Below are 24,464 nucleotides of genomic sequence, written 5' to 3'. Positions count from 1 at the left end.
GGTCAAACGGAATCGTGGTTTCGACAATAGGCGCCAATGTTTCTCCAATAGTAACAGTACGCCACGGCGTTTCTCCCGGAAGCGGGATTCCCGGCACTGCTGTCCCGTTTCCGTTGTTTTCCCCCGGCATCGGAAATCCAATGGTATATAATCCGTTTTCACGACCAATCAGTCTGCTTGCGCAATAGCCGCTGTCCACTCCTGTTTCAGAAATCAAGACCCATCCGCTGTCATTTACCCTAAACAGGCATGGAAAGGTGTATCCATTTCCCCAGCCGTTTTTGCCTACAGCATCATCCAACGTATAGGAAGTTTCATAGCTAGGGCCTGTTCTGGCAAATCCAGTCATTGGATTGCTTTGCGGACAAAGAAATGTGGTGGTTCCCTTAGGCATCAGAAATCCCGAAGCCTCTTCCTGAACCACGCAGGAGAGCGTTTCCTTCTGCGGATATACTTTATATCTGAATGCCAGATTATTGTTGCTCACCCTAAAAATTACATCCAAAGCAGGCCTGCCGTCTTTTGTGAATGAAAAAACAGCTTCATTGGCCGTATAGTGAACATTGCTTTTCTTAATATTGGGTAATTGATAGGATTCGTCGATTTCCTGGTTGACGTTTTTTTCCAAAGACAATCCTGTACTGAAATCCCCCGCATTGGTTTTTAAGCCTAATGGCGATTTTTCTATAAAGTTTTTTTCATTGTATGCTACACTATACTGGGGCATTCCGTTGTTTGCAGAAACCCACACCGCAAGCTTTCCGTCCGGACTTTTTACCACAGATTGCGCATTTAGTTTAAAGAAACTTACAAGCAATAAACATATGCTAAATTTTATATTCATAATTATAGAGGTTGGTTAGTCAGTTTACTTTTGATTTCAAGATGATTCTGAACAGCTGCCTCTTCTCGTAATCCTTGATTAGGGCTGTTCAGTACTCCAGCTTTGAAACTTCACAGATGCTAATGTACTCTTTACTTTGAATGCTCAAAAACAATAATACATTTCCACCAGCCATAAAATACATTCCGCCCCCCCTTTACAGCAACCAAAAACACGATGATACATAAGAGCCTCTCAAACAACACATTTACGCCCCTTGTCCTTTTACATTAAAAGATACTTTTACATCCCAGCATAATCAGCTGGCAATACAACCTGAATAAGCCTCATGCAGTCACTAAAAAATGCAGATTGCCACTTGACTTTTACAGCTTGCAATCTTTTGAAACCCATTTGAAATTTAGCTCGACGCTGGATATACTAAATTCCAGATCGGGAAAAACATAAATCACAAAAACTGCTAATTATCATATAAACTATCCTTAACCAAAAAACATGAAAAAAAACACAATCGCTTTAGGTCTTTCCGCCGGATTGCTCTTGGCATCGTGCGCTGTCAAAAATTACACCAAAACAAATGACAGTGTGTTTATAGACTTGAAACCAAACGCAGAAAACCAATTAAGCAGGCTGCATCTGCAGGTTTTAGGCAATGATCTGATACATGTTGCTGCTTCAGCCAAAGAATCTGTGAAAGATTCCAGTCTGATTATTGTTCCCGGCCAGCAAACTGTTCCCTTCCAGATCAGTCAATTAAAAGACTCCATTAAACTCGCAACGAAGACCTTAAATGTAATGGTTTCTGCAAAAGATGGAGGAATCAAGTTTAAAGATAAAAACGGCAAAATGCTGTTGGCTGAAAAAGCAGGCGGCGGCAGGACTTTTCTTCCTATAGAGGCTGACCAGACAAAAGGCTATACGGTGCGACAGATATTTGAATCGCCTAAAGATGAAGCATTCTATGGATTGGGACAGCATCAGTCGGATGAATTCAATTACAAAGACAAAAGCGAAGAGCTTTTCCAATACAATACCAAGGTATCGGTCCCTTTTATTGTATCAAATAAAAACTATGGGCTTTTATGGGACAGCTATTCCCTAAGCCGATTTGGAGACAGCCGTCCTTATGAGCAGTTAAACAAGGTTTTCAAATTATATGGGAAAAATGGAGAACCGGGCTTCTTAACGGGAACCTACAGTACACAAGAGAAGAAAAATGAACCGCTCATCCGTCAAGAGCAGTCTATTTTTTTTGAAGACGTTAAAAGCATTAAAAATCTGCCAACAGATCTGCCTTTAAAGAATGCCAGTGTTGCTTATGAAGGAGAAATCGAAGCGCCGCAAGACGGAGAATATAAATTTACTTTATATTATTCCGGATATGTAAAAGTCTATCTAGACAATCAATTGGTGGTTCCTGAGCGATGGAGAACAGCTTGGAATCCTAACAGCTACAAATTCTCTATGAATCTGAAAGCAGACAAGCGCACTGCTTTAAGAATAGAATGGAAACCAGACGGTTCAACATCGTATTGCGGATTAAGGGTAAGAACACCTCAATTGGCTGAGGAAAAAAACAGCCAGGTCTGGTGGAGCGAAATGAACAAAAAAATCGATTACTACTTTATTCATGGCAATTCCATGGACAGCATAATCAAGGGCTATAGAACCTTGACGGGAAAATCCCAAATCATGCCTAAATGGGCAATGGGTTATTGGCAGAGCCGCGAGCGATACAAAACCCAGGATGAAATCTTAAGCAATTTAAAAGAATTCAGAACGCGCCAGATTCCAATTGATAATATAGTTTTAGACTGGAATTATTGGGAAGATGATGCATGGGGAAGCCACAAGTTTGATCCTAAGCGTTTTCCTGATCCAAAAGCCATGACAGACTCCATCCATTCGATGAATGCCAAAATGATGATCTCCGTCTGGCCTAAATTTTATAAAACCACAGACCACTTTAAAGAATTCGACCAAAAAGGATGGATGTATCAGCAGGCCATTAAAGACAATGTACGCGACTGGGTTGGCCCGGGTTATGTAGGCTCTTTTTATGACGCTTATGCAAGCGGTGCACGCAAACTGTTTTGGAAGCAGATTTATGAAAATTTATATCCTATAGGAGTTGATGCATGGTGGATGGATGCAAGTGAACCTAACGTATTGGACTGCACAGATATGGAGTACCGTAAAAAATTGCAGGGACCAACCGCTTTAGGGTCTGCAACAGAGTATTTCAACACTTACGCCCTAATGAACGCCGAAGCAATATATGACGGACAAAGGGCTGTAGATCCTAATAAACGTGTATTTCTTTTAACTAGATCAGGTTTCGCTGGACTGCAGCGTTACTCAACAGCAACCTGGAGCGGAGATATTGCAACGAGATGGGAAGATTTGAAAGCGCAGATTTCGGCAGGCCTTAATTTTGCCGCAAGCGGTATTCCGTACTGGACGATGGATATAGGAGGATTTTGCGTTGAAGACCGCTATTTGAGCGCACAGCAGCAATATGACAAAAATGGAAATGAAAATTCCGACAGTAAAGAATGGCGCGAATTAAACACGCGCTGGCATCAGTTTGGGGCATTTGCTCCTTTATACCGTTCCCATGGGCAATTTCCGTATCGCGAACCTTGGAACATCGCTCCAGAAGGCCATCCTGCCTACGAATCAATTGTATTTTATGACCGTCTGCGCTACAGACTAATGCCATACATCTATACTATGGCCGGTATGACGCATTTTAACGATTATACCATTATGCGCCCTTTGGTGATGGATTTTCAAAACGATAAAAATGTCGTCAACATCAGCAGCCAATTCATGTTTGGTTCTTCTTTTATGGTGTGCCCCGTTTACCAATATGGAGCCAGAAAAAGAGAAGTGTATCTTCCTTCCGGCACAAACTGGTATGATTTTTATACGGGCAAGCATCAGTCAGGAGGACAGACTCTACAGGCTGACGCTCCTTATGGACGCATTCCCCTCTTTATTCCTGAAGGCGCCATAGTTCCCGTTGGCCCTGAAATCCAATACACCGATCAGAAACCTGCTGATAATGTGGTGTTGTATGTTTATAAAGGCCGCGACGGAAGCTTTACCTTGTATGAAGATGAAGGCGTTAACTACAATTACGAAAAAGGCAATTATGCCACGATAAGCTTCAATTATGATCAAAAAAATGAAACTTTAACCATTGGCGAGCGCAAAGGAGATTTTAAAGGCATGCTAAAAGACCGAAAATTTAAAATCATCGCTGTCGATCCATCTAATCCGAAAACATTCCTTTCAGATGCTTCTGGAAAAGAAATCAATTATAACGGAACGCTTCAAGCCATTAAAATTTAATTATCCTAAAACAACCACATCGAGCATCCGCATTAAGACAACTTAATGAAGATCTCGATGCAAGTGAGAAAAATATAGATCCATGAAATTAAAAAAATATATCATTTATTTATTGCTGCTGTTCTCAACAGGCATAATGGCACAAAAGTCCCCAGTCTTCTTTCCTAAAGAAAACCTGATGGCAATGGGGATCTATTACTATCCGGAACATTGGAATAAAAAAGACTGGGAAAGAGATATCAGCAACATTTCCAAGATTGGTTTTGAGTTTATCCATATAGCGGAATTCGCTTGGATAGAGATGGAACCCGAAGAAGGAAACTACCAATTTGAATGGCTTGATGAAGTGATAAATCTTGCCGGAAAATACAAGTTAAAGGTTATTCTAGGCACTCCTACAGCAATCTCGCCTGTCTGGATGGGCATTAAATATCCTGAAATCTATCTGATGGACAGCCATTACCAAAGGGCTGAGCACGGAACAAGAGCACAGCAGTCCTTGAGCAATCCCGTATGGAGAAATTTTTCTAAAAACTTAATCGCCAAATTGGCGGCACGCTACGGCCATAATCCAAATGTAATGGGATGGCAGCTCGACAACGAACCGGAAGCCAAAGAAGATTACAGCCCTTCCTCACAAGATGCTTTCCGCAATTGGTTGGAAAGTAAATACCGCACCATAAGCGCTTTGAATAATGCATGGGGAACTGCCTTTTGGAGCCAGATCTACAGCAGTTTTGGCCAGATTAAAATTCCAAATGCAAATCTTGTTGGATGGTGGGGAATCAATCCGCATGCCTTGCTGGACTTTAAACGATATACTGCCGATACGCAGGCCGACTTTTTAGATTTTCAGGCCGACATTATCAGGCCTTTAATTGCTAAAAATCAATTTGTAACAACAAATTATACCGCTACTACTCCATCAGCAGATCCAAGAAGAACAAAAAAACTCGATTTTAATGCTTTTACCAGTTATCCGAATAAGGGGGTTCCTAATATAGGAGAAAAGGGTTTTCGTCTTGGCGATCCCGGGGAACTTTCCTTTGCACTGAGTTTTTTCAAAACTAAAGACAACATTTCTGGCATAATGGAACTCCAGCCTGGTTTTGTCAACTGGGGAAATGTTAATCCTTTGCTTCAGCCTGGAGCGGTGCGCATGTGGCTTTATCATTGTATGGCTGAAGGAATGTCCTTTGCGTGCTCCTATCGTTACCGTCAGATAAATTACGGCGCTGAACAATACCACAGCGGGATTACCAAACTTGATGGAACCACCCTATCGCAGGGAGGAAAAGATTACCAGCAGACCATGCAGGAAATGAAATCATTGAGAAAGGCTTATAATCCCAAGGCGGTAATGCCTAAAGAAATACAGGCTCGAAAAACTGCCTTATTATGGAATTATGACAATTTGTGGAGCATGGGACGCCAAGGGCAGACAAGCCAATGGAATACCCTGGCTTTTTTCCAGAAATATTTGGAAATCGTGAAATCATGCGGCGCGCCGGCAGAAATAATCTACGAAAACGAGCCATTAGATTCTTATAAGCTGGTGATTGCCCCTGCTTATGAGCTGGCAGACGAGAAACTTATCATTAAATGGACAGAGTATGTAAAACAAGGCGGGCATCTAATCTTAACGGTGCGCACCGCCGTTAAGGACCAAAACGGACATTTGTTTAAGGAGTGGGGAAATCCGATATACGGCCTAATAGATGCCAAAATTGAAGATTTCGACCATCTTCTGCCCTATGCAAAAGGCACAATCCAAGGTTTCGGAAAGGACTATTACTGGAATAACTGGGCAGATCTAGTAAAAGCCAATAAACCTGAAAATGTGCTTGCCAAATATACCAATCAATTTTACGCAGGTACAGCATCTGTCGTAACCAACAAAATAGGAAAAGGAACCGTTACTTATATTGGCACTGACACAGACGATGCCCAACTTGAAAAGGACGTTCTGCAGCATGTATACAAGCAGGCTGGAATTGCTGTTGAACAATATCCTAAAGGTGTCTACATCAATTGGCGTGACGGTTTTTGGATCGCGGTAAATTATTCTTCAGAAGATTATCAGATAGAAAAAATATCCGGTACGGCAAATATAATGATTGGCGGCAAAACTTTGCCTCCAGGCGGTGTAACAGTTTGGCAGCAATAATTTTTTTTAAACAATTACAGCCTTTGAGCATCCCTGCAACTCTTGCTGCAGATTTAATGCTAACTATAAATTTAAACCAACCAAAATGAAAAAAAAATTAATCACTTTGCTTTTTGCGCTGAGTTTATGCGCAAATGCTAATGTAAAAATGCCGCTGCTTTTTAGCGACGGAATGGTCTTACAGCGCAATAAACCCATTTCTGTTTGGGGCTGGGCCGATTCAGGAGAAAAAATTGAGGTCGCTTTTAATAAACAGATCCAAAGAACCAAAGCAGGCAAAAACGGAAAATGGCTTTTATACCTAAAGCCTGAAAAGGCAGGCGGGCCTTTCAAAATGACGATTAAAGGAAAGAACAGCATTACCATTGAGAATGTTCTGGTCGGAGAAGTCTGGATCTGCAGCGGACAGTCTAATATGGAATGGACCGTTGGCCAAGCTCAGAATGCTGATTATGAAATCAGTCAGGCTGATAATCCGTTGATACGACAATTTTTAGTGGACAAAGATTTAAATTCGACCCCTAAAGAGGAGCTCAAAGCTGGAAGCTGGAAAGAAAGCAGCAAAAAAAATACGGGCGCCTTTACAGCAGTTGGCTATTTTTTTGCAAAAAAAGTGTACAATGAATCAAAAATCCCGGTCGGAATAATAAATGCTTCTTGGGGAGGCACGTGCTCAGAAACCTGGACCAGCAGGGAAGCTTTTGAAAAAAGCCCTGAGTTCAGCAGCATGACTGCCGATCTTCCAAAAGGCACAATGGATTCATTTCTAAAAAATAAACTGGATGCACTTACAGCAAAAATTGAAGCTCTTCAAAAATCTAAAATAACTTCAAACTCGGAAAGCCAGTACAAAACAGCAAGCTTTGATGACAGCGCGTGGCCAGAAATACATGCCCCGCAATTGTGGAACCAGCAATTAGGCAGTTTAGACGGCACGGTCTGGATGCGCAAGTCTTTTATGATTTCAAAAGAAGATGCCAGTAAAGAAGCTTTACTGGAGCTAGGCAAAATAGACGATGAAGATCTTTCCTATGTAAATGGAATTGAAGTGGGGAAAAATACCCAATGGGACAAAAAAAGAATATACAAAATACCTGCTGGAACGCTTGAAGAAGGCATTAACACGGTTGCAGTGCGAGTGACGGATTACAGCGGAGGGGGTGGCATTTTTGGCGATGAGGCTGATTTAAAACTAACTGTAGGCAGTACAATCGTGCCGCTTGCAGGAAAATGGAAATTTCAGGTTACAGAGATCAAAACAGACCTTTCTCCAAACAGCTATCCCTCCCTTCTTTACAACGCCATGATCAATCCTTTGGTTCCCTATTCTTTTCAGGGTGTACTTTGGTATCAAGGCGAGGCCAATGCTACACGTGCCGAACAATATAAAAAAGCTTTTCCGTTATTGATCAATGACTGGAGGACCAAATGGAATCAAGGTGATTTTCCTTTCTTTTTTGTCCAGCTGTCTTCTTTTAATGAGTTTGGAGGAAACAGCGGTGTTGGCAGTTATTGGGCAGAATTAAGAGAAGCCCAGGTTTTCACCCTTAACAATGTTGCCAATACCGGCATGTGCGTTACTGCAGATATTGGAGATCCAAAAGATATTCATCCAAAAAACAAACAGGACGTTGGATATAGACTGGCCGCCATTGCTTTGAATAAAGTGTATGGCAAAGGAAATGTTTTCAGCGGACCAGCATACAAATCTATGGAAACAAAAGCCGATCAGGCACTCTTAACATTTGACAATGCCGAAAGCGGATTAACGGTTCATGATAAATACCAGTATGTAAAAGGATTCGAAATTGCAGGATCCGATCACATTTTTCATTATGCCAAAGCCCAAATAAAAGGCAGTCAGCTTTTGGTCTGGAGCGATCAGGTACAAAATCCGCAAGCTGTACGCTACGGCTGGGCTGACGATGCTAGCGACTGTAATTTGTACAATGCAGAAAATTTTCCTGCTGTTCCTTTCCGAACAGATGACTGGAATACCATCTCAAGAGGCATTAAATACAGCTTTGAAAAATAAATATCATTAATAAGCCAAGCGTATTGCACATTTCAAATTTCACTATCGATTCTAAAAGAAAGCAAAATCGATAGTGATTGAAATAATGATTGTGATTTTACATAAAAACAGCCCTTTTGATACTGCAGCTGCAGATAAATGATTAATTTAGACCGAATGAAAAAGCATAAAGCCCTCTTATTATTTCTTGCTGTTTTTGGAATAATTTCGTTCCAGAGCATTCTAGCGCAGTCCAATTATATTTTTCACCAATTAAAAACCAGCGAAGGATTTTCGAGCACCAATGTCAAGACATTTCTAAGGGACAGCTATGGTTTTTTATGGATTGGCACTGAAACCGGGCTTAATAGATATGATGGCTACGAATTCAAGGTTTACACTACCAACTCTAAAAAGCCCAACAGCCTAATTTCAAACGATATTTTAGGCCTTCAAGAAGACGGCATGGGCAATATATGGGTCAATTTTGGACATGATAATGCAATATACAACAGAGACAAGGACTGCTTTATCACGGACATCGCTTCTGTGCTAAACCAGCTGCACATTCGCGCAGACAGCAACTGTAAAATTTATGTGGACAAAAAAAAGAATTTATGGGTTTTCAATAAAAAAAATATTTCTTTCTACGACATAAAAAAAAGGCATACTTCCATCTTTACCGGCGTAAGAATCGAAGCCCCTTTTTTCATTAGCTTAACAGATAATGGCGAGTCTGTATATTGCGTTGAAAATTCTCAAAAATGCTGGCAGTTAAACAGTACTACAGGTCATATTAAAACTATTGAACTCCCGGTTTCCAGCAGAAGAAATGGAACTGATGAATGGCATATCGCTTTCCTGGACAGCAGCAACGCATTATGGACCTATCTCAACAATAGTCCCAATGAAGTTTTCTATCGCGATTATCAGACGAAAAAATGGAGCTCTATAACATTAAAATCCAGTGTAGACAGCGACATTAATTTCGTTAGCAGCATTATCGAAAATAAACCGGGCGAAATATGGATTGGAACAGACCATAAAGGGCTTTTTATTTTTGACAAGTCAAAAAACAGCATAACAAACTGTGTTCAAAACCCAAACAAAGACAATTCTCTGCCATCCAACAATATAACCTGCATGTATCACGACAACGATAGGACCATCTGGATTGGACACAGCAAAAAAGGGCTTTCTTTTTTTAATGAAAGCTTTAAAAACTTCATCAATTTCAAACACCCCGAATGCTCTGACATCAGCACCATAATGGAGGATCACAACGAAGATCTCTGGATTGCAACAGACGGAAAAGGACTTTTTAAAAAAGATAAAAAATCAGGAAATACTTCTCGAATTCCATTTCCCAAAGCAGCGATCACCTGTTTATTGGAGGATCGCAAAAACCGCATTTGGATCGGCACTTATCAAAATGGGCTGTTTTGCTGGCAAAATGGCGTAATAAGCCAATATACCACAAAAAACAGCAAACTAAGCAACAACAATGTCTGGAACTTAAAACAGGACCGTTACGGAAATATCTGGATAGGGTCTATGGGAGGAAAAATACAGCAGCTTCTGTCCGATGCCACTAGTTTTGATTCTGTGGTTTCTGTATTTGAAGATCAAGTCTTTGCACTCGATATGTTTTACGATTCAGGCGATGAGCTTCTGCTGGGCACAGGTTACGGGCTTTTCAATATTGATATCACCAACAATAAGAACGTCGTATCGTATGGCAATAAAAAAGGAACGCAAAAATTCAAACACTTTCAGATTTCTACGGTCTACAAAGACAAACACAATATTTTGTGGATTGCCCATAATGATGGACTCAATATCTGGGATCCGAAAAAAGATACCATTTATTACTTCAACAAATCAAATGGCCTTTGCGACAATTCTGTCAGCGGCATATTGGAAGATAACCGAAATAACATCTGGGTTACAACCCCTAATGGACTTTCCATTTTAACTGTCAGTTATGATGTGAACGATAATTTATCCATAAGCAGTAAAAACTATTCGGTTAAGGATGGACTGATGGATAATTATTTTAACAAACATTCTATACTGCAATTAAGAAACGGTGATATTTTGCTTGGCAATCTGGACGGATATACCATAATCAATCCAAACAAGCTGCTAAAAGAAAACAGGCCGGTTTCAAAAATTATTTTTACAGGGCTAACTCTTGGGAATCAGATTATAGAGGTCGATTCTATCTATAATGGACATAAGTTGCTGCAGCATTCTACGGAACTGCTTTCCAAGCTTACCTTAATGCACGATGACAGGCTCATTACCCTTAAGTTTACGAGCACGGATTTATTAAATGCCGATAAGGTCAAGTATTTTTACAGGATTGAAGGGTTTAATTCGGAATGGATTCCTATCCAGGACAATAAAATTGCAATTTCTGCCCTGCCAGCCGGCAATTACAAGCTTTTGGTAAAAGCGTATGATAATGCTTCGGGTTGGAACGATAATATCAAAGTCCTAGCGTTGAACGTACTGCCTCCTTTTTACCTAACTATATGGGCTTATCTTTTTTATGGACTAACGATCGCGGCCCTAATATGGTATACCGTGCGCAGATCAAAAATCCGCCATCATTTAAAATTAGAAGAACAGCGAGAAAGAATGAACCGCGAGAAGGAATGGCAGATTAACGAAATGAAACTGAACTTTTTCACCAACATAAGCCATGATCTGAGAACTCCCCTAACCCTTATCATAACACCTCTGCAGGTGCTCTTGAATGATGCTATGGATGAGATTATGAGAAAGAAAATAAATGTCATACATAAAAATGCGCAGCAGCTTCTTTCCTTGATCAATTCGCTGCTGGATTTCCGCAAATTAGATGCAGGAATCGTCAGTCTAAACTTAAAGGCATCCGAATTTGTAAGTTTCGCCGAGGATATCTGCAGTTCGTTTAATGTGTATGCCGCTGAACGCAATATCCAATTATCTTTAGAAAGCGAAATAGACAGCCTGCTTATGGAATTTGACAAGGATAAGATACAAAAAACACTTGCCAATCTGCTTTCTAATGCTTTTAAATATACTCCCGATGGAGGAAAAATTCAGGTAGAAATTAGCCGGGACGATACTCAAGTCTGCGTCAAAGTTCGAGACACTGGCCCGGGGATCAACGATAAGGATAAACCCCTTGTATTTGAGAGATTTTATCAAGGCGAACAGAGCCAGAATGAAACCGGCAGCGGTCTTGGACTCCATATTGCAAATGAATACATACGTCTTCATGGAGGCATCATAACCATTGAAGATAATATTCCGCATGGTTGTGCATTTACCTTTAAGATCCCAATTAGAGAAAGCTCTGAAAAGAATTTGATGCTTGGTCCTGCTGCGATCGATATTCCAAGCATTGAAGAGGAAAAAACAGAAAGTCCTGCCCAGCAGCTCGTTCTTTTTGTGGATGACAATAAAGACCTGTGCGAATTTATAGAAGACAACCTTAAAGATGACTTTACGGTGCTGACGGCCCATAATGGTCAAGAGGCCATTGAACTGCTGCAGAAACACAATATTACGGTTATTGTAAGTGATGTAATGATGCCTGTTATGGATGGCATTGAGTTTTGCAAATTGGTAAAAACCAATATCTACTGGTCACATATTCCTGTAATTCTGCTAACTGCGCGCACTGCTGAGGAATATCAGATAGACGGACTGAAATATGGAGCAGATGATTATATCACCAAACCTTTTAATATTCATATTCTCAAACTTCGAATTAATAAATTTATCGAATGGACCAAAAAGAGCCATGCCGCATTCAAACAAAAAATAGACGTTAATCCGCAGGAGATTACCATTACCTCTCTAGATGAGATTTTTATCGAAAAAGCCATAAAAGCGGTAGAGCAGCATATCAGCAGCACGGAATTCTCTGTAGAGAATCTAGGAGACATTTTAGGCTTGAGCCGAGGGCATCTGTACAAAAAACTGATGTTCATAACAGGCAAAGGCCCTGCCGAATTCATCCGTACAATCCGATTGAAAAGAGGACGACAGCTTCTGGATAAAAGCCAGCTGCAGGTTTCGCAGATAGCCTATGAAGTCGGATTTAATTCCCCGAAAAGATTCTCAAAATACTTCCGCGAAGAATTTGGCTTGTCTCCTTCCGAGTATCTAAAACTTCATAAGAAACTATAAAAACAACCCAATAAAAAAGCAGCCTTTAATCCTATTAAGGCTGCCTTTTTTTATTTTCTATATACGTTTTATCTAAAAGCGTTTCAAAAACGGCTGCAAACTGCTTAAAAGAATATTTATTTAAAAATATGCTGCGAGAAAAGATACAGATTGTTCGCCCATTCTATATCATCGTGCGCATTGCCATCTACATGCCACACATGAGGCACTTGATTTGCTTTTAGGCAGCCATGAATGCGCTGGCTCACATTGAAAAGCCAGTCTTTACTTCCACAAGAAACCCATAACACTTTAAGATCTTTTCTTGCCCCTTTTAAGTCAGGCACAAGCTTAAGAGTCGAAAGCCCTCCTACTTCATTTGTATTGGGAGCTGAAGAAAAGCCTCCAATAAAAGCAAAAGTATCGATATGGGAAAGGCCAATATTCAAAGATTGCCCGCCTCCCATAGACAAACCTGCTAAAGCTCGCTGCTCTCGATTGCGGTATACGGCATAATTTGATTCAATATACGGAATGATATCCTCCAGCAGATCTTTCTCAAAAGATACTCCATAACTCTTATAACCAATTTCTTTCTCCTTCCCTTGGTCAGGGGCTGGATTTTCAACAGTGATGCTTGAGTTGCAGTTGGGAAAAATCACCAGCATTGGCTTGATTTTTCCGTCACGGATTAAATTATCTATAACATCCTGGGCACGAATCCAATCCGTCCATTGCCCTTTATCTGAATTAAGGCCGTGGAGCAGATAAAGCACCGGGTATTTTTTATCAGCTGCATAACCTGCAGGGGTGTAGACTGCCATTTCGCGGCGCGTGCCCAATGTTTTGGAATTGTACTGGACCACAGTAAGTTTTCCCGAAGCCAGTTCCGCATGCCTGTCCCTGAACCCTGCAGGCGGATTCGGAAATGCCGGTTTGTCGTCGGCATTGAATACTATGGGCTGCAGGTTTAATTCCTTATCTGCGGCATTCTCTGTTTGGGAGTGTCCTATAGACCAACAGGCCAGGGCCAGCATAGCAATTAAAAATGGTTTGTTTTTCATTTTTTATCTTCTTTGTAGTAGTTGTTTATAATGTGCCAAGCTTTTTTCTTTTCTCCATTTTCAGAGATCAATCCTTTCCTATTATATCCCTTCTGATACACGGGGTGCATCCTTCCCAATGATCTGTAATCATACAACAGCCATGGGCAGACGCCTCTTAAATTTGGAACAGTGTTAAACATTTCAATCTGATTTTTATAAACCTGCTCCTGATATCCTTCAGACCAGTAGGCGGCTTGATCTGCAGGAACATTTCTGGCTCCATATAATGCCTCTGCTCCAAATTCAGAAATAAACACGGGTTTATTAGAAAAATCTATTTTCCACTTCACTTCTGAAGGTTTTCCTTGCCAAGGAATATACCAGCCTATATACTCATTAAGAGCAACTAAATCAGAATAGTTGTAAAGCGGATCCCAAACATGAAATGCATTATTGGCATAACCTTGCGTATTGATAACATGGGTAACCAATCGTGTAGAATCGATCGCTTTACATTCTTTTGTTAAATCAATAAGCGCTTTATCTCTATTTGGAGTGCCGGGATATGTTTCGTTCGAAAGGCTCCAGACCACAACTGCACATCGGTTTTTGTCTCTAGCAATCATTTCCTGCAGCATATGCCGCATCTTGTGGGGAACCAAACTGTCGGAAAACTTAATATTCTGATAGATCGGAAGTTCGCTCCACACCATCAGACCCATTTTTTCAGCTTCTTCAACCATGTCTTCATTGTGCGGATAGTGTGCCAATCTCACTAAATTACATCCTAGCTCTTTGGCAGAATTCAGCAACAGCCTGTCATCATCCAATGAAAATGCTCTAGATTTTTTCATCGGATTTTCTTCATGAATGTTTATGGCCTTAATGAAAATAGTTTTTTTATTAAGCAGAATTTCACTTCCTTGACTTTCAATGCTCCTAAAGCCAATTTCATCTGAAATGGAATCGGTGTCGCATTCCACAATTACATGGTATCGTTTAGGATTTTGAGGCGACCATAGCTTGAACTTGGACGAAAATTCAAGCTTTGCATAACCGTTGCTATTGGTCTTTGTTCGGTAAATGATATTTAATTCAGGTATTTTAACTATAATTTCCTGGGTCAAATTCTCTCCGTTTAATCGAATCCATCCCAGCACATTGCCCAGACTGCCTTTTTCTAGCTGGATGGAATAATCCTCAATGTATGTTTTTGGGGTTTCAATAATTTTGACCTCTCGAGTAATTCCTCCATAATTCAGCCAGTCATATCCTAAACCGGGAATTCCGTTCTCTAAACGCCTATTGTCTGCTTTTACAATAATGGTATTATCTCCATCCTTTATTTTGTCTGTAATTTCAAATTGGAACGGAGTGAAACCTCCCTCGTGGCTTCCCAGTTTTTCTTCATTAAAATACACGTCAGCGCTATAATTTACTGCTCCAAAGTACAGAAACTGTCTTGAATTTTTCTTTTTAAGAGTAACCGTTTTTTTGTACCAGACAGCACCTTCATAAAAAGCAAGCTCGCACAATTGCGAATTGAAATCGCCCGGAACATTCAATTCTGGCGCACCGTCAAATGAATATTCAAAAAAATCTGTTTTCTTCTGCGGTTTTGGCTCTATCCAAACTTTCTTCCAGTCGCCAGCAGCTCCCGGATCAGACAGCACTTTCCATTTCCCATTCAAACTTGTTGAGTTTCTAGATGCGTCATTGGCCATTGCTGTTTGGGCATTTGTCCTGCCGGCTAAAAAAACTGCCAATAAAACGGCTATTATCTGTGCTTTGCAGATTTTTTGCAGTCGATCCATTTTCTATTCCATTTTACCCGGTTTATATGTGAAACTGTCAAAATCCGCAAAGGCTTTGGTATCCTTATTTTGGGATGACGCATACAGTCCAACATACACGCCTGTAAAACCTCCATTGGTCTCAGAGCTTAGATACCAAACATTGATTTTATCCAAAAACTTAAATTCCTTTCCATCCAAAGAATAATAGAAGCTGTAAAAATCCTTATTGCCTTCCACTTTCAAATAAATTTTATCGGCAGGAATTTCCAATTCAGATGCGATATGGTTCAGTACCCCTATTTTATAACGCAATACTAGTCTGTTTTTGCCTTTTTCTGTTTTTTTCAAAGAAAGGTCGTAATGCGCCTGACTCGAATAGAATATTGTCATTCCAGCTTCATCTTCTGCTTTTGCATTATTCAATGACATCACAGCAGCAGCGGAAAAATCAATGTGTTCCTGTCTGCGTCCTACAAAAGTTGGCGAATCATTATCGTCTAAAGATACCGAAGTGGCTTTCAATCGCAATGAACCTTTCTTTTCGGCAAGCGAGTATTGCCGCATGAAAGGATTTCTGAGATAATTCCAATCGACACCGAGCTTCGTTTCATCAAAACCCGTAGAAAAATCATGAGGTTTTACAGTCTGTAATGGTAAAGTAGGCGTATTCATATCTATATTAACCGTGCCATTGCCATTTATTACCGGCCAAGCATCCGCATCCCATCTTACAGGGGCCAAAAAGGTTTCTCGGCCTAACACATGATGCAAAAGACTTTGCGGACGAAATCCTAAAAAAACAATCCACCAGGAACCATCATGCGCCTGAATAAAATCGCCATGCCCTGTACCTTGAATCGGATTGCTTTGAGCAATTTCATTGATATGGGTCAAAATCGGGTTGGCAGGATTGGATTCATAGGGTCCGTAAATGTTCCTGCTTCGTGATATGGTTATTTTATGTCCGTATTCTGTGCCTCCCTCAGAAATAAGCAGATAATACCAGCCGTCTTTTTTATAGATGTGCGGCGCTTCAGGATAACGTCCTCCTGTCCCATTCCATACCGTTTGTCCTTTGGTGAGTTTTTTTCCTGTTTTAATATCAATTTCGCAAATAGTAATGCCATTCTGATTCGATACAAAATAAGATTTGTCCCCTTCGAAATATAACGAAGGGTCTATACCGCCCTGATCTACAAAAACGGGTTCTGACCATTCTCCTGCAGGATTATCGGTATGCACATAAAAATTTCCTCCGCCAGATACGTTGGTTGTGACCATATAAAAACGGCCTTCATGATAGCGGATTGTAGGGGCATAGATACCGGCTGAAGGAGCGCATTTGTCTAATTTGAGCTGAGAAGCACGTGTAAGGCAATGCCCGATTTTGGTCCAATTGATTAAATCTTTACTGTGAAAAACAGGAACTCCCGGAAAGTATTCAAAACTGGAAGTGACCAAATAGTAATCGTCTCCTACCCTGCATACGCTAGGATCGGGATGAAATCCAGAAATGACTGGATTTTTGTATCCCTGCGCATTCAAAAAATGGCAGAATCCAAACATACTGATTAAAAGTATAATTATTTTTTTCATATTTCAAGTTATCGCGATGCTTTATTTTAAATTAAAATCTACTGTTCCTCTAATATCAGAAGCAGAAGCTCCAATCATGATTTTGAATTTCCCCGGTTCTGCAATCCATTCTTTTTTAATGTCGTCGTAATAAGAAAGATCTTCTTTTGTTAAAGTAAAACGCACCGTTTTTTCTTCTCCCGGTTCAAGGGAAATTTTTTCAAATCCTTTTAATTCCTTGACAGGACGAGGCAGGCTAGATGTTTCGTCACTAACATAAAGCTGCACAACTTCTTTTCCAGCCACTTTCCCTGTGTTTTTTATGGAAACTGTCACCTCTAAAGAGTCGGCAGCTGTAATCGTTTTTGATGAAACGGCCGGCTTCCCGTACTGGAATGTGGTATAGCTCAATCCATATCCGAATGGGAAAAGCACAGGGATTTTTTTAGTATCGTACCAACGGTACCCTACCAAAATATCTTCTTTATAATAGACATTGTTTCCATCACCCGGATAACAAAGCTGGTCAAAAGCATGTGCTCCTGCGTCTTCCAGTTTTCTAGGAAATGAAATAGGAAGTTTTCCTGACGGATTTGCTTCGCCCGAAATAATATCGGCCAAAGCATTTCCCGCTTCCGAGCCAAGATACCATCCTTGCACAACGGCTTTTGTTTTGTTAAGCCAAGGCATCAAAACTGCATTTCCGCTTAATAAAACAACCGCAACGTTATGATTCACTTTCTGAATTTCTTCAATAAGCTTATCTTGACCGAACGGAAGGCTCAATGATCTACGGTCTCCGCTTTCGCAGTCCTGAAAATAATTTTTATTCAACCCTCCAACAAAGAGCACTATATCAGCCTGGCGGGCAGTTTCAATCGCTGCGTTTTGCAGAGAATCAAGATTTAATCTAGAGGGTTCTTCGGCGCCGTAAAGCGGTCGTCCCGAAGCATATCCCATACTGTAGAGAATATTGCTTTCGCCGTATTTATTCTTTAATCCCTGTAAAGGAGAAATTTCGTAAGCCGCTTTCAATGACGTAGAACCTCCGCCGACGATCAGGCTTTTCACGGCATTTTCACCTATCACAGCAATTTTTTTATATCTGCCTTCGGGAATAGGCAAAAATTGTTTCTCATTTTTAAGCAGTACGATTCCTTCCTGTGCTGTTTTTCGGGCTGCATCGCTATGCTCAGGCGAAACAAAACGGCCATAAGGACGATTGGCGCCCATAGTGGTGCGGAAAATCATTCGGAGAATTCGGCCTGCTTTATCGTCAAGTTTTGACATTTCGTATCTGCCTGATTTAATTCCCTTTAAAAAAGGATCGGCTAAATAATAGCTCGAAAAAGGAAAATGGCCTTGCGTGGTCAATCCGTTTGTATAAGTGCCCATTTCAATATCAAGTCCGCCATTGACCGCTTCATCCGTATTGTGGACACCTCCCCAATCACTTACTACTACTCCATCAAATTTCCAGTCATTTTTTAGGATTTGGTTGAGCAAGATGTCGTTATGGCAGCAGTGCAATCCCCATATTTTGTTGTATGCTCCCATGATAGACCATACATTCCCTTCCTGAACTGCCGCTTTGAAGGCTGGAAGATAAATCTCATGCAAGGCGCGATCGCTTACATTGACATTAATTTCGCCACGGGCAATTTCCTGATTGTTCAGGGCGAAATGTTTTACACACGCCGCCACTCCATTAGACTGCACGCCCTGCACGTATGGAACCACCATTCGCGAAGCCAAAAAAGGATCTTCGCCCATGTATTCGAAATTTCGTCCATTAAGCGGCGTACGGTAAATATTGACGCCAGGCCCCAATAGCATGGTTTTGTTTCGGTAGCGGGCCTCTTCTCCTATGGATGTGCCGTAAAGCCTCGCAATCTTTGGGTTGAATGTTGCCGCCAGGCAGGTTAAAGCCGGAAAAGCAGTGCAGGAATCATTGGTCCATTGTGCCGAGTTCCATTCATCCCATAGTTTTTCATCGCTCACTCCGTGCGATCCGTCTGATGACCATACATCTGGTATGCCCAGACGAGGAACTCCTTTCGAGCTGAATTTTGACTGCGCATGGCAGAGCGCCACTTTTTCTTCTATCGTCATTCGCGATAAGGCATCCTTTACACGAACTTCTACTGGCTGGCTTTCATCTAAATAAAGAGCAGATTGCGCCCATCCAAAAAATGATGAGAGGAAAAAATATAGTAAGAGTAAAACGGTGATATGTCTTTTTTTCATTATAGTATACTTTCTAATTATTTATGAAACCACGAACAATCCTTACCTTAATTGAAATAAGCAGAGCATCATTCCATGATATTTCAATTACTTTTCTGGGTTAATGATAATCGCAAGACCGCCTCCAGGAGCCATCTGGATTTTTAGCTTAGTGGCATTGGTCACTTTAATTATTTCCTGCTTATAATCTGTAGGATCTTTTTCGGCATTCAAACCGTCTTTAAAAACTTCTGCTGTAAAGCTTCCTTTTTCAAGAAAAGATAAATCGAGTTCTATTTCTATAGCCGACCAATTGGTTAAACCGCCTATAAACCATGTATTGCCTTTTTTTCTAGCAATGACAGCATATTGGCTCACTTTTCCATCCAGCGCAACAGTTTCATCAAAAGTGGTCGGAATCTGAGATATAAATGTAGTGCTTTCCTGCTCTTTCATATAAGCTGTTGGACTATCTGCCATCATCTGCAGTGGCGCTTCATAAAGGACATACATTCCCAACTGATGGCATCTTGTGCCTTGGCTCATAGGCATGGAATTGCTTGGACGAAAATCTGCTTTTGTTGCATTACGCATAGCTCCCGGTGTATAATCCATAGGGCCGGCCAGCATTCTTATGAAAGGAATGCTCGCTTCATAATGCGGCATATCATCATTTGGCGTCCATTTGGCATTTTCCAATCCTTTAACGCCTTCAAAGTTCACGATATTAGGATAGGTTCTTTGAATGCCCGTTGGCTTATACATTCCATGATAGTCAATAAGAAGTTTGTAAGAAGCCGCTTTATTGGCAATATTATAAAGCGAGTTAACCATTTTTTGATCGTCGCGGTCTATGAAATCTATTTTAAAGCCTTTCACTCCCATTTTAGAATACTTGATAAAAGCATCATCCAAAACCTGATTTATGGCATACCATGAAGCCCAAAGGATGATTCCGACATTTTTTTGCTTACCGTATTCGATAAGTTCCCTAATGTCCATAGCAGGCGAGATCTTCAAGATATCGGTTTCTTCGCTCCATCCCTCGTCTATCACCACATATTCAATATTGTTTTTAGAAGCAAAATCAATATAATATTTATAAGTCTGCGTATTGATTCCTGCCTTAAAATCGACTTTCGAAATATTCCAATCATTCCACCAGTCCCAAGCAACTTTACCGGGCTTTATCCAGCTCATATCGGAAATTTGTGAAGGCGAAGAAAGTTTTTGAACCATATCATTATTCAAAAGCTCGCTGTCGTTCTCACTTATTATGACTGCCCTCCAGGGAAAACTTCTGCTGCCGTCTGTTTCTGCAATGTAGTTTTCCCTCTCAGAAACCATGTAGTTCATTTTATTATAGCCTCCTAATCGCTCCTTTTTTGGGTAATGGGCAAATATTCCCTTCAGTCCATACTGCATTTCATTATTACGGGTTAAAAACATGCCCGGATAATCCTTTAGTTCAGCCTCGATAATAGCCGCTTTTCTTCCATTTCCCAAATCGACAAGAAGCGGAGAAATAGCCAGTGTGTCTTTCACAAATTTAGAAAGCGGAATTTCATCATAAAGCGCTTCAAAAGCAGAAGTGTACATGTCTTTTTCTCTTAAATCGCGGACATAGGGCACAAAAGCTTTATGGTCTTGGCTGAAGTTAAAACTGGCTTCTTCAGATGCAATGGCAATTTTTTTATTCTTATTTGTAAAAAAACGATACGCTACACCATCATTATAAGCTCTTAATATCAAACCAAAATTCCCTTTAAAATCCACAATCAGCTGATTGTATTGGTCCACAACCGTTTTCTTCTTATAAACAGGCGTTTCGAAAGTGGTGTTGGAAGCCGATTTTTTAGTGCTTGCAATTTTAGCATTGTCTCCCAATATCTCTCCGCTGCCCAAGGTTAGTGAAATAGCAGAAGGAGCAACGACTTCTGTATCTTTATGTTTTACAGACCATCGGATTTTGGTTCCGTTTTCTAATTCCATCTCAATCTTTCCGTCGGGAGACTTGAGGTGAAGCACTTGCGCCGATCCGCTTGCTGATAAAAATATAAAAATAATTGCCTGTAATAAAGTCCTGTTCATTTGATGTGTGGTTATTCTAGTTAGTAAATACATGTCTTTTAATGCGCTTTGAAAAAACTTGAAAAAGTTTGCGTAAGCATTATCTCTTTTGGAAAACTGTTTTGACATCTCGCTGCACCAATTCATATTGGTGCTTTGAATTATAGCTTTGAAGTTTTTTCAACGGGCAAATTTGACAAGAAAAAATAGCTGATTACGGTACGCTTTGTATTAAAAAAGGGCAGTAATTGTTGTAATCATCAATATTTCAGACCATATAAAGATGAATTGATATGGTTTTCGAAAAAGATCTGCTTCCAAAAAACAGTTAGTGGCTGAGAAATTAAAAATTTCTTCTTTTAATTGATCAGGCCTTTTGCTTTAAGCCATCTGCCGCATGCCAGACTCCAATCAGACTCTGTGCCGCCAGATTTGCCTAGTCCGTAGCCGTGACCTCCTTTTTCGTAGATATGGAGTTCGCAAGGAATTTTATTTTTCTTTAGCGCTAAAGCATATTCTATACTGTTTTCTACGGGTACAGCACCATCATCCATCGAATGCACTAAAAATGCTGTCGGGGTTTCGCTATTGACCTGCAGCTCACCTGAAAAATAGCTAACCTGTTCTGAAGACGGCTTTTCTCCCAAAAGATTAATTCTCGATCCCATATGTGTGATATCTTCACGCATTGATATTACAGGATATATCAGCAGTGAAAAATCTGGACGCGCACTAGTCGCATCTGCATCATCATATACTTTTGCATTAAAATGCGTAGAAAGAGTAGATGCCAAATGCCCACCGGCAGAAAACCCCATAATGCCGATCTTTTTAGGATCGATCCCCCACTCCTTGGCCCTGCTTCTAACCAAACGGATGGCACGCTGTCCGTCTTGCATAGGACCAATAGATTTATCAGCCATGATCGTATTGTCGGGCAATCTGTATTTTAATACAAAAGCCGTAATGCCAAGGCTATTGAGCCATTGCGCAACCTGTTTCCCCTCATGCCCGATAGCCATTCCAGAGTAACCTCCTCCAGGACAGATAATGACCGCTGCACCTGTTGCTTTTTCTGCAGGAGCAGGATACACATCCAATCTCGGATTTGTGACACGCCGCATCCAGCTGTCATCTGAATTGGTCTCTTTATAATCGGCATTGGCTATAGCGCCTGGCACTTTCTTATCCCAAATGTTAATGGTTTTGCTTTGTCCACATGTCTTTCCTGCAACCACCAGAAAAATAAGCAATGCGGTTCTAATTCCTTTTGTTTTCAAAATGCCTTTCATTTTAATTGTCAATATTCTAACTATCTTATTGCGCCTGTAAATCCTCCTCTTGGCAGGCACTCAATTTTTAATACGGTGCCTTTTTTTACCTTTATTATTTCAGAAGAAAAAGATTTATCGTCTTTACCGTCTTTTATAAGTTCAAAACTATAAGTTCCTTTGCCAAGGAAATCAAATATTACAGTTAAAGTCTGAGCCTGATCTTTACCGTTCAAACCTCCAATGTACCATTTATCTGCCTTTTTACGGGCGATAATAACTTTTTCTCCGGGATAGCCGTCAATTAATTGCGTATCGTCCCAACTTACCGGCACTTTTTTCAGAAACTCTTTGGCTGGTTCAGGCAACGATCTGTAAGCCGATGGCCTATCGGCAAAATGCTGTAGGCCAGACTCAAAAACGACTGCCAAAGCCAGTTCATGACCATAAGAAGTAATATGCGGATGCTGAGAATCGGAAAAAGTAACAGGAGTGTAATCCATCGAGCCTACTACATTTCGAGTAAAAGGGAGGGTGGTATTGTGTACAGCCGCTTTATCTGTAAGTTCAGCCGTATTGTTGTACCATTCTGCTCCATAAACAGCCTCGGTGGACATCAGATTCGGATAGGTTCTTGCCCAACCTCGAGGAACAGTGGCTCCATGAAAATTTACCATCAGATGGTATTTAGCCGCATCTTCTAAAATAGCGATGTAATACTGCATCATTTCCTGCTGATCGCCTGCAAAAAAGTCGACTTTAATGCCATACACTCCAATCTTATTTAGCCAAGAAAATTCCTTAGCCCTTTTTTCAGCTGTTTGCAAACGATCGTTTGGTGTAGGCTCCATCCAGCTTGTGCCAGAATTGTACCATATCATAGGTTTTATAGATTTGCTTTTGGCATAATTTACCGCATCGATAATATCACCTCCATTTACCATTACATCCCATTCCCAGTCAATGAGCACATAAGGCCAGTTCATCTCAACAGCCAAATCGATATAATCCTTCACAATCTGATAATCCTTAGACCCTCGGTTGTTGGCCCAGTAAATCCACGAAACGGCACCAGGCTTGATCCATTGGGTATCTTTCACGCGGCTAGGCGCACTTACATCCGTAATAAGAGTAGAGGCCACGATATCAGAAAGTTTGCCAATTACTACGGTATGCCATTGGGAATGCCACGGCTGTTCTGATTGCGCAGCAGAAGGATATGTGATTTGATATTCATCAGCATTTGAAGTGCTCGTTAATCTGGCAGCGCAGTTCCCCTCGCTGATATCAGCTTCAGAAATCAGTGCCCAAACCGGTTGGTCTTGAAGTTTATACAATACTGGAAATCCATATTGCTGTGTCTTATCTGTTGCTGATTCGCCTGTGCTATAAGGGAAAAATCTTTCGTAAGAAGGATCGTATGGCTGCATCCATCGGTCTGCTTTTTTCGGCAGGACATAGGTCGTAGCTTCTCCAGTAATGCTAAGTTTAGAATCGGAAGCATCAGGAAATACATAACGAAAGGCTACTCCATTGTTATAAACCCTGAAAATGATATCTAAAGTCTGGCTGTTCGTGTTTTTAAAATGAAATTTTTTTTCGACCGCTGTATTTTCGCAATGCCTGCGTTTGCCACAAATCATATCGTACGCGTCCTTCACCAAAACAGGCTCGGATTGTCCAACAAACAAAAGATTCCCCACAAACTGCTGATCCTCTCGTGTTATACCTAATTTTGATTCGCGCACCACTTCTGAAAGTGTCTTGCCGCTTTGGTATAAAACTTTATAAGAAACACCATCCGGCTTGTTTTTATCCGGCAGGTTTAAAATAACCTGCATACGTCCGTCAGGAGAACTGACCTTCTGGGCGTCTATACAGAATGAACATAAAAAGAGTATTAAAAAAAGGCTTTGCCTTGCTGTTAATGTCAT

Annotated in this window: 12 protein-coding genes; 4 read left to right on the top strand and 8 right to left on the bottom strand. The window is 40.7% G+C overall.

The annotated features are described in order from the left end of the window. The coding region (locus BM289_RS17240; RefSeq protein ID WP_208610262.1) for a glycoside hydrolase family 97 N-terminal domain-containing protein at positions 1-844 on the bottom strand (844 nt) is incomplete at its 3' end. Between the two features lie 495 nt (positions 845-1,339). Here BM289_RS17240 and BM289_RS17235 point away from each other — a divergent pair. The 4 genes from BM289_RS17235 (at position 1,340) to BM289_RS17220 (ending at position 12,567) form a co-directional block, all read left to right on the top strand. Further along, positions 1,340-4,201 (top strand): glycoside hydrolase family 31 protein, encoded by a 2,862-nt coding sequence (locus tag BM289_RS17235; protein WP_091495795.1) that lies wholly within the window; start codon positions 1,340-1,342, stop codon positions 4,199-4,201. A gap of 184 nt (positions 4,202-4,385) precedes the next feature. After that, entirely contained in the window at positions 4,386-6,368 is a 1,983-nt protein-coding gene (locus BM289_RS17230) for a beta-galactosidase (protein WP_244165406.1), read from the top strand. Between the two features lie 85 nt (positions 6,369-6,453). Continuing rightward, a complete protein-coding gene (locus BM289_RS17225; RefSeq protein ID WP_091495791.1) occupies positions 6,454-8,403 on the top strand; it encodes a sialate O-acetylesterase in 1,950 nt (649 codons plus the stop codon). Positions 8,404-8,541: 138 nt separating this feature from the next. After that, positions 8,542-12,567, top strand: a complete 4,026-nt coding sequence (locus tag BM289_RS17220; protein ID WP_394332983.1) for a hybrid sensor histidine kinase/response regulator — start codon at positions 8,542-8,544, stop codon at positions 12,565-12,567. Between the two features lie 116 nt (positions 12,568-12,683). Here BM289_RS17220 and BM289_RS17215 read toward each other — a convergent pair whose 3' ends face one another. The 7 genes from BM289_RS17215 to BM289_RS17185 all read right to left on the bottom strand — a co-directional run bounded on the left by BM289_RS17215 (position 12,684) and on the right by BM289_RS17185 (position 24,464). Continuing rightward, positions 12,684-13,610 carry an alpha/beta hydrolase gene (locus BM289_RS17215; protein ID WP_208610261.1) on the bottom strand — a complete coding sequence of 309 codons (927 nt, stop codon included), beginning with the start codon at positions 13,608-13,610 and terminating at the stop codon, positions 12,684-12,686. Next, the gene (locus BM289_RS17210) at positions 13,607-15,406 is read right to left on the bottom strand and encodes a glycoside hydrolase family 2 protein (RefSeq protein WP_244165404.1); all 1,800 of its coding nucleotides are present in this window, start codon (positions 15,404-15,406) and stop codon (positions 13,607-13,609) included. Before BM289_RS17210 ends, BM289_RS17215 begins: the two co-directional genes overlap by 4 nt. Positions 15,407-15,409: 3 nt before the next feature. Beyond that, on the bottom strand, positions 15,410-16,984 hold the full coding sequence (locus BM289_RS17205) for a glycoside hydrolase family 43 protein (protein WP_091495789.1): 1,575 nt from the start codon (positions 16,982-16,984) through the stop codon (positions 15,410-15,412). 21 nt (positions 16,985-17,005) lie between these two features. After that, positions 17,006-19,210: a glycoside hydrolase family 3 C-terminal domain-containing protein gene (locus BM289_RS17200; RefSeq protein ID WP_091495787.1), complete on the bottom strand. Its 2,205-nt coding sequence runs from the start codon at positions 19,208-19,210 to the stop codon at positions 17,006-17,008. Positions 19,211-19,297: 87 nt separating this feature from the next. Beyond that, positions 19,298-21,313 carry a glycoside hydrolase family 97 protein gene (locus BM289_RS17195; protein WP_244165403.1) on the bottom strand — a complete coding sequence of 672 codons (2,016 nt, stop codon included), beginning with the start codon at positions 21,311-21,313 and terminating at the stop codon, positions 19,298-19,300. 305 nt (positions 21,314-21,618) lie between these two features. After that, positions 21,619-22,551 (bottom strand): alpha/beta hydrolase, encoded by a 933-nt coding sequence (locus BM289_RS17190; protein WP_244165402.1) that lies wholly within the window; start codon positions 22,549-22,551, stop codon positions 21,619-21,621. Between the two features lie 20 nt (positions 22,552-22,571). After that, a complete protein-coding gene (locus BM289_RS17185; RefSeq protein WP_091495785.1) occupies positions 22,572-24,464 on the bottom strand; it encodes a glycoside hydrolase family 97 protein in 1,893 nt (630 codons plus the stop codon).

Origin of the sequence: Flavobacterium phragmitis, assembly GCF_900112575.1 — a bacterium.
Lineage (GTDB): Bacteria > Bacteroidota > Bacteroidia > Flavobacteriales > Flavobacteriaceae > Flavobacterium > Flavobacterium phragmitis.
This window is presented reverse-complemented; position numbering and strand designations above follow the sequence as displayed.